This window comes from Stieleria mannarensis, from assembly GCF_014154935.1.
GTDB classification, from domain to species: Bacteria; Planctomycetota; Planctomycetia; order Pirellulales; family Pirellulaceae; genus Stieleria; species Stieleria mannarensis.
This window is the reverse complement of sequence record NZ_JACEHH010000035.1, coordinates 89,940-97,750: the sequence shown is the minus strand read 5'-3', so window position 1 is coordinate 97,750 and position 7,811 is coordinate 89,940. Positions and strand designations below refer to the sequence as shown.

Annotated in this window: 6 protein-coding genes; 4 read left to right on the top strand and 2 right to left on the bottom strand. The window is 59.0% G+C overall.

Going from position 1 to position 7,811, the window contains the following annotated elements:
* A partial coding sequence (locus H1B37_RS33425; RefSeq protein ID WP_220498318.1) for a hypothetical protein occupies positions 1–182 on the top strand: 182 nt, incomplete at its 5' end.
* Positions 183–490: 308 nt separating this feature from the next.
* Here H1B37_RS33425 and H1B37_RS22235 read toward each other — a convergent pair.
* Both H1B37_RS22235 and H1B37_RS22230 read right to left on the bottom strand, forming a co-directional pair.
* Positions 491–1,234, bottom strand: a complete 744-nt coding sequence (locus tag H1B37_RS22235; protein ID WP_182868893.1) for a hypothetical protein — start codon at positions 1,232–1,234, stop codon at positions 491–493.
* Between the two features lie 78 nt (positions 1,235–1,312).
* Entirely contained in the window at positions 1,313–2,035 is a 723-nt protein-coding gene (locus H1B37_RS22230; protein ID WP_286178034.1) for a hypothetical protein, read from the bottom strand.
* Positions 2,036–2,213: 178 nt separating this feature from the next.
* Here H1B37_RS22230 and H1B37_RS22225 point away from each other — a divergent pair, with 178 nt between their 5' ends.
* The 3 genes from H1B37_RS22225 (at position 2,214) to H1B37_RS22215 (ending at position 7,773) form a co-directional block, all read left to right on the top strand.
* Positions 2,214–5,096, top strand: coding sequence for an ATP-dependent DNA helicase RecQ (locus H1B37_RS22225; protein ID WP_182868891.1), 2,883 nt, complete (start codon positions 2,214–2,216; stop codon positions 5,094–5,096).
* A 308-nt stretch (positions 5,097–5,404) separates the two neighbouring features.
* Positions 5,405–7,423 (top strand): ATP-dependent zinc metalloprotease FtsH, encoded by a 2,019-nt coding sequence (gene ftsH, locus H1B37_RS22220; protein ID WP_182868890.1) that lies wholly within the window; start codon positions 5,405–5,407, stop codon positions 7,421–7,423.
* Positions 7,420–7,773 (top strand): (2Fe-2S) ferredoxin domain-containing protein, encoded by a 354-nt coding sequence (locus H1B37_RS22215; protein ID WP_182868888.1) that lies wholly within the window; start codon positions 7,420–7,422, stop codon positions 7,771–7,773. Before ftsH ends, H1B37_RS22215 begins: the two co-directional genes overlap by 4 nt.
* Positions 7,774–7,811 lie beyond the last annotated feature (38 nt).

Sequence of the window (7,811 nt, the reverse complement as noted above, 5' to 3'; positions counted from 1 at the left end):
GACGCCTGGAAGCGGCTGAGGCCCGAGGAGAGGCCCGAGGGGAGGCAATCGGCCGGGTACGAGTGCTTCAATCGCTTGCGGGCGTCGCAGAATCAACGATCGAAGACCTGCGAATGCGTTCATCGGAGGAGCTTGCCGCGATGGAAGTGGCGCTAAAACGGCAGCTTCGTGAGCGCAGCTAGGAATCTCTGCCGCAATCCACTCCTTGAAACGATGGACCGAATCTAAGGGGGCAGGTCTCTTAGATGAACCGACCGAAGAATCAGCTCCCTAAGACGGGACGCTTGACGTTGCTTCCCTGTCCGCCCACGGCCGATTGACTTGACGAAGGCACCAGTGAAATCGAGACGCATCTGCCGCCCGCCACGCTGAACCAATTCATGGTCTCGCTTGCGTCCGGGCTGTTGCGTTTCGCTTTCTGGGGAGAACCGCTGGGGACAGCGGTGCTGCACTTGGTGGCTGATTCAACCCCCGTCCCCTTTTGATGGGGCTAGTGCAGGGAGATCGCTTCTTGGAGGGGGCGGAGGACGGCGCTGACCAGGTACTCGTCGACCAGGTCGCGGCAGAGCGAGGAGAGACGTATGAATTCTTTGTCGAAGGATTCATCCGGCCCCAGGCTGTCGTACCGGCGGACCGTCAGATACACGCTCAATTGGTCTTCGCTGTATTCGCCGGTGCGGACTTGATAGGCGGTGGTGCGGGATTCAAAACTGATCCGGCACTGCGTGCGGCACTCTTCGTCCAGCGCGAACTGTAATGACGGTTCGTTGGACAGCACTTTCCCGTACGGCAGCGTCGTGAACCGCTCCAGCGCCGGAGCAACCCCGATCGCCTGATTCAGAATCTCGTTGTGGTTGCCGCGATAATTGAAATCGAATCCCAGCATCACGCTCAGCGATTCACAATCCAGTGGTGTGATCGATAGTTCGTAGGGCACCAACTCCAGAACGCTGCGATGCTGTTCGATCGCGGCGTCAAGCGTCTCGGGGTTGACCGATCCGCTGTTCAGTCGTCGCGGTTCGATCGAGACCCAACGGTAAGAGCCCTTTTCCTTTTCTTCTTCGAGCACAAACTCTGACTTCTCGCGCGAGTAGAAGTTCAGCAACTGGGGGTAACGGCGTCGCACCTGTTCGAAATAGTGGAGCACGGACTCGCGATTTTGCGGCAGATCCATTTCGGTCGCCAAGTTCATGTTGAGATAAAAATCGTCGCTGAACATTCCGTAATCGCTCATCCGTTGCAGAATCCTTGTATTGATGGTGGTTCCGACGGTGACGTCGGAGAGAAGAGTAGTGACCGGCGATGGCCGTGATTAGCGTGCGTGGACGACAACATCGTCAAAGGCATTTAGGTCGTCAAACGACCCCAGCCCGATGCGACCGCCGGTAAACGTTTTGTCGAACACCTCCATGTGGGGTTTGGACATGTCATCGAAATAAATTGCGATCCGCCCCGTTCTGACATCGCGAATCAGTTTGACCCGGTGCCATTGGTCGTCCCACGGCGTTTCGCGTTGGTTGTCGGTCAAAGCCAATCGGGGTGCTTCGTTGACGATCATGATTTGACCGCTGTGTGGGTCGGGGCGGGCCCCCAGGTGCACGTAGTAAAAGTGCTGGTCGTCGCGGTAATTGAAAAACACACAGCAATCGCGATGGTTGCCGGTGTCTTTGGTGCTTTTGACGCGAAAGTTGATTTCAAAGCTGCCCAGCTCCAGGTTCTTGATCAACGCGACGTGCAGCGGGCTGCGAACTGGCGGCTTGTACTCGCTGGACCGATCGGTGATTTCGATCGTCATCGATCCGTCGTGCTCGCTGTGCTTCCAAGTCTTGGGATCGAGCATTTCCCAGCGAGCGGTGCCGGATTCAAAATCCTCTGCAAAAACCGGCTCGGCGGCCCGCCCAGCACGATCTCCTCCGGCGGCCAGGACAAACACCAAGACGACAAGGCATAAATCGAGCGGCGTAACGCGTCGCAATAAACAGGAGGAAGTGCCGATGGAATGGACTCGGGCGCGGCAAACTGGGGCGATGGGCATGGCAAACGGAGGCTCGATCGGATCAGGTCTCGGCGTCAATTGTCAATCCGCCAGTATAGACCAGGACGCCGCCGGCGGCTATCGCCAACGCGCCGGCAAGCGGGCGGGCCGCGGATCGCCAGGTGATGGGAATTCCGTATACTTTGGGGCTCGCACGCCTTCTCAAACGGACTGACTCATGAATGCCACTGCCACCGATTACGATTCGCTGCTGTCGCGGTTCGGACTGCGCGAGTTTCGCCCCGGCCAGCGTGAGGTGATCGAAGCCGTTGCCGGCGGCGACGACGTGATGTGCGTGATGCCGACCGGCGGCGGCAAAAGCCTGTGCTACCAATTGCCGTCCCTGGCGCGGCCCGGGATGACGATCGTCGTTTCTCCGCTGATCGCGCTAATGAAGGATCAGGTCGACACGCTGCGCCAATTGGGGATCGCCGCCCGGTTGATCAATTCGACCCAAAGTGTCCGCGAACAAGAGGACGTGATGGAATCGATGACCCGCGGCGAGTTGGAGATGGTGTATGTCGCACCGGAGCGGCTGCGCAACGGACGGTTCCTCGAAATCCTGCAACGCTGCCAGGTCACGTTGCTTGCCGTCGACGAAGCCCACTGCGTGAGCGAGTGGGGGCACGATTTTCGGCCCGACTACTCACGGCTTGGCAAAGTCCGGGCGCAGTACCTGGATGGTCTACAAACGATCGCGCTGACCGCTACGGCGACACCGCTGGTCCGCGACGACGTGTGTTCGCTGTTGGATCTGAAATCCCCGAAAGTTTTTGTGACGGGGTTTGCCCGCACCAATCTGCGTTTCGGGGTCTCGCAAAGCAAAACGGATGTGGAGAAGGAGACTCAGCTGACCGAGTTCGTCAAACGCCAAGACGGCGCGGGGATCATTTATGCCGCGACGCGAAAGAACTGTGAAGCGATCGGCGACTGGTTGCCCGAACAGACGCGTCGCCCGATCGGTGTTTACCACGGCGGCATGGATTCGGAAAAACGCCGCGTCGTCCAAGAGAAGTTTATGGCCGGCGAGTTGGCGGCCATCGTCGCGACCAACGCGTTCGGGATGGGCATCGACAAGTCGGATATCCGATTCGTCGCCCACTACAACATGCCCGGAACCCTGGAAGCGTACTATCAGGAAGCCGGCCGGGCTGGACGCGACGGTCTGGAGAGCGATTGTCGGTTGTTCTTTTCTTACCAGGACCGTTACATCCAAGAGTACTTCATCGAGAATCGTTACCCGTCCAAAGAGGTCGTCAAGAAGGTCTACCAGTACTTGTTGTCGCGACCAGAGGACCCGATCGAATTGACGCTCGATCAGGTCCGCGACGCGATTGATGCGGACAGTTCTGAAGCGATCGGGACGGCCGAAACGTTGCTCGCCAAGGCAGGCGTGCTGCGGCGGCTCGATAGCAGCCAAAACCAGATGTTGGTTCGGATCGACAGCGATGCGCCAACGATGCTGGATTTCTTGCCCAAGGAAGCCAAGCTGCGGCGTCGCGTGATGACGGCGATCGAGCAGGTTGTCGGCCGACGTCGCAACGACGATGTTTATGTCCGCCCCAGTCGGCTGATGGAATTGGCCGACGTCGATCGCGATCAGCTGATGCGGACGCTGCGTGAACTGAGTCGTCTGAACGCCTTTGATTACGTCCCACCGTTCCGCGGGCGGGCGGTTCATTTTGTCCAGCGTGATGTGCTGTTTGAGAACCTGGAAATCGACTTTGACGAACTCGCGCGGCGGAAAGCGAACGAGTACGAAAAGCTGGAGGCCGTGATCGGGTTCGCCCGTACCGGGGGATGCCGCCAACGTGTGATCTTGGATTATTTCGGCGATCCAGAAAGCAAGAATTGTGGCAAGTGTGATCGTTGTGAGGTTCCGACAGGGGCCGGATCGACGAGCCCGCTGACCGAGGGTCTGACCGAATCCGACGCCAACGCCGTGCTGTGCGGATTGCGAGTCATACTGAGCGGCGTCACACGGATGCACGGCCGATTCGGAAAGAATCTGGTTGCTCAGATGTTGTGTGGATCACAAAACAAACGCATCACCCAGTGGAAACTGCAGCGGTTGAGCACCTACGGCATGCTGTCGTCGATGAAGCAATCGCAATTGAGCAAGATTATCGACGCGATGATCGAACACGGGATGGTCGAGCAGCGCGAAGTCGACCAGCGGCGGCCGACGATCGAAATCAGCGATTTTGGCAAGTCCGTGATGCACCTGAAGACCCCGTTGCCCGCCTCGTTCACGCTGTCCAAGGGGCTGGCCCGGTGTTTGGCCGCGGCGGCACGCCACATCGAGTCGACCGACGTCAGCAGTGGTGATGCCTCCGGTGCCGATGGCAGCGGCCAGCCATCCGCCCACGCCGATGCCGGTGTGAACGCCGATCCGATTCCGGCCGAAGGCGCACACGCGGACACCGGGATCCAAGTGACGCTGGATGATCTGACCAGTCCGGAAAAGAAGCTGGCCGACGAGATTCGTGATTCGCTGAAACGCTGGCGGCGGCGATCCTCGGCGGCGCTGGGGATTCCGGCCTATCGGGTGTTGTCCAATTCGACGATCGATCGACTGGCCGAGATCCGTCCGCAAAGCAGCAGCGAGCTGGAGGTCGTCTCGGGCATCGGTCCGGCGACCATGGAACAATACGGGTATGACATCCTGGAGATCATCGGCGGGTGCCTGGCGGGTGCTGATCCGGCGGTCGATGATGGGGCGCCGATCGAGTCAAACGATTCGCCATCGGAGGTCCCGTCTGGAGACATCGTCGGTGCGGGAGCCGAGAGGAACGTCGAGGCTAACGCGGGGCGACCGAACGTGGAGTCGCGGCAGAAATCGCCAAGTGACGCCCCCCCGATCGTCGAGGTCCAGGCCCAAGCGGACTTGGACGAATCGATCGGCGAGCGGGACGCCTATTGGACTTGGCGGTTGTTCAGCGACGGGTTCACAATGGAGGAAGTGTGTCAGATACGAAAACTGAATCGACGTCAAATCGCGTCTCATCTGCAGGCGGCTGCGGCAAGGGGCCGCAGCGTGTCGCCAAGTTGGCAGTCCTAAGCCCCGGATTCCATTTTCGCGCAAATTGGTACAATCAGACCCCGCACAGACAGACCCTTGCGGATTGTAGCCCGCCGGGTCGACTCCCCGGCGTCAGTTTTGGGGAATGTTTTGACACCGATTTATCATACCGACGCATAGTTTCCGTGTCGGTTTCGGCGTGTGGCATCGGTTTTGCTGACCACCGCTTCCGTCGGGCGACCTGTCACGGGGCCTAAGCCAACAACGGACTTGGCAATCACCGTCGCCCCTTCCTCTTAAATCTCACTGCCTGGCCAAGGCAAGCAACTTTCGATCGAAATACCACTATGGAAAATCGTCGCGAAGAGACAGACGTCAACGCACCTCCCCCGCGTCGCAATAACGGATTGCTGATTGCGGTGGTGCTGGCGATCGGGTTCGCCATTTTATTCTGGCGAACCGAAGATCCCGGTTCCAGGATCACGGCCAGTTTCTTTCGTGAGCAGTTGGCCAAGAACAACATCGAAAAAGTCAGCATCGGCGAGCAAACCGTCGTCGGGACGTTTAAAAACGAGCCCGAAGCGCCTCCGGTCATCAAGGACGGCATCGAGACGATTGATAAGGATGACGACGGCAAGCCGGTCAAATTGAAGAAAAAATTCTACTTCAACATCTCGCTCGATCCCCAGTCATCCTCGCGAATCGAGGGGATGTTGGTCGACGCCGACATTCCCTACGACTTCCAGGCGCCCGACAACACCCGTGAACTGGTCAATCTGCTGATCTTCATCGGGTTGCCGTTGGCCGTGTTCCTGTTCGTGTTCATGATGATCCGTCGCACGCGGAACGACATCATGGGCGGAGGCTTCTTGTCGGGATTCGGCAAAAGTCCCGCGAAACGATTCGAGGCGAACGAAAAAACCGTCACGTTTGAAGACGTGGCGGGCTTGGAAGGCGTCAAGGCGGACTTGCAAGAGATCGTGGACTATCTGAAAACCCCCGACAAATTCCAAAAACTCGGGGGGCGGGTTCCCAAAGGCGTTCTGCTGAACGGACCTCCGGGGACCGGAAAGACACTTCTCGCCCGTGCCGTGGCCGGTGAAGCCGAAGTGCCGTTTTATTCGGTCAACGGCAGCGAATTCATCCAGATGTTCGTCGGCGTCGGGGCCAGTCGGGTCCGAGACCTGTTCCAAACGGCCAAACAGAACAGTCCCGCAATCATTTTCATCGACGAAATCGATGCGGTCGGACGTCAGCGTGGCGCCGGACTGGGCGGGGGACACGACGAGCGCGAGCAGACGTTGAATCAGATCCTCGGCGAAATGGACGGATTCACCCCCAGTCAGGCGGTGATCGTGGTCGCAGCCACCAACCGTCCCGACGTGCTGGACCCGGCCCTGTTGCGTCCCGGACGTTTCGACCGTCACGTCACCGTCAATCGCCCGACGATGAAAGGCCGCGAAGAGATTTTCAAGGTCCACGTCCGCGATGTCCCGTTGGCCGACGATGTGAAATTGGACCGGCTTGCCGCCGGAACGATCGGACTGACCGGGGCAGACATTCAAAACATGGTCAACGAAGCCGCACTGTGGGCCGCCCGTCACGACAAGAAAGAAGTCGACATGGATGACTTCGATTACGCCCGTGACAAAATCCTGATGGGCGCCAAACGCGAGGAAGTGCTGCGTGGGATCGAGAAAGAGAAGACCGCGTATCACGAAGCCGGCCACACCCTGACCGCATGGCATCTGGATGGAGCCCATACCGTCCACAAGGTCACCATCGTCCCGCGCGGACGGGCCCTGGGCGTCACGCAGTACGTGCCCAACGAAGACCGCTTGAACGTCAGCAAGAAGGAACTGGAACACCAGCTGATCGTGCTGTTGGGCGGACGTGCGGCGGAAAAGATCGTTTACGATGAACCGACCGTCGGTGCGGAAAACGATTTGGAACGCGCCACCAGCATCGCGCGGCGAATGGTCACGCACTGGGGCATGAGTCCGAAACTGGGACCGGTGTGCTACAAGACCAGTGACGAGGATCCGTTCTTGGGACGCGAAATGCACCAGTCGCGTCAATTCAGCGAGCACACTCAAGAGCTGATCGACGAAGAAGTCGCTCGGATCTTGATGGAAGCCGACCAGCGTGCCGAACAACTGTTGCGCGAGCATCGCGGCGACCTGGAGAAGGTCACACGGGCGTTGATGGAAGAAGAGGAACTTGACGAGCAACAGATCACCGACCTGATCGGCGAGTCGATTCAACAGAAGATGAAGTCGGAGAACGAACCCGTGCCCGGGACCGTGTCTTCGCCCGAAGTCAACGATCCCGACGTTTCCAACCCCGTGGTCAACCGCGACGAATGAATTTAAGCTCCGCCCGCAAGAAAGCCGCCAAACTGAAACTCGACAAAGTCGAGCACACGTTGGTGGTGTGTATGGATCGCAAGACCGCCAAGTGTTGTAGCGGGAAGGCGATGGACGCGGCGTGGAATCAGATCAAACGCCGCGTCAAACAACGCCGCAAGGAAGATCACGCGATCGTCTTGCGGATCAAGGCGGGGTGCATCGGCGTCTGCAAGGGCGGCCCGATCGTCGGCGTGCTGCCCGACGGAATTTGGTACGGGGACTGCACGCCGGAGATCATCGACCGGATCTTTGACGAACACCTGGCCAAGGGATCGGTCATTCGGTCCCACGTGATCGCCGAGGCGTGACGAATAACCCCGACGTAGCTACCTTCGCCAGAAGGTGG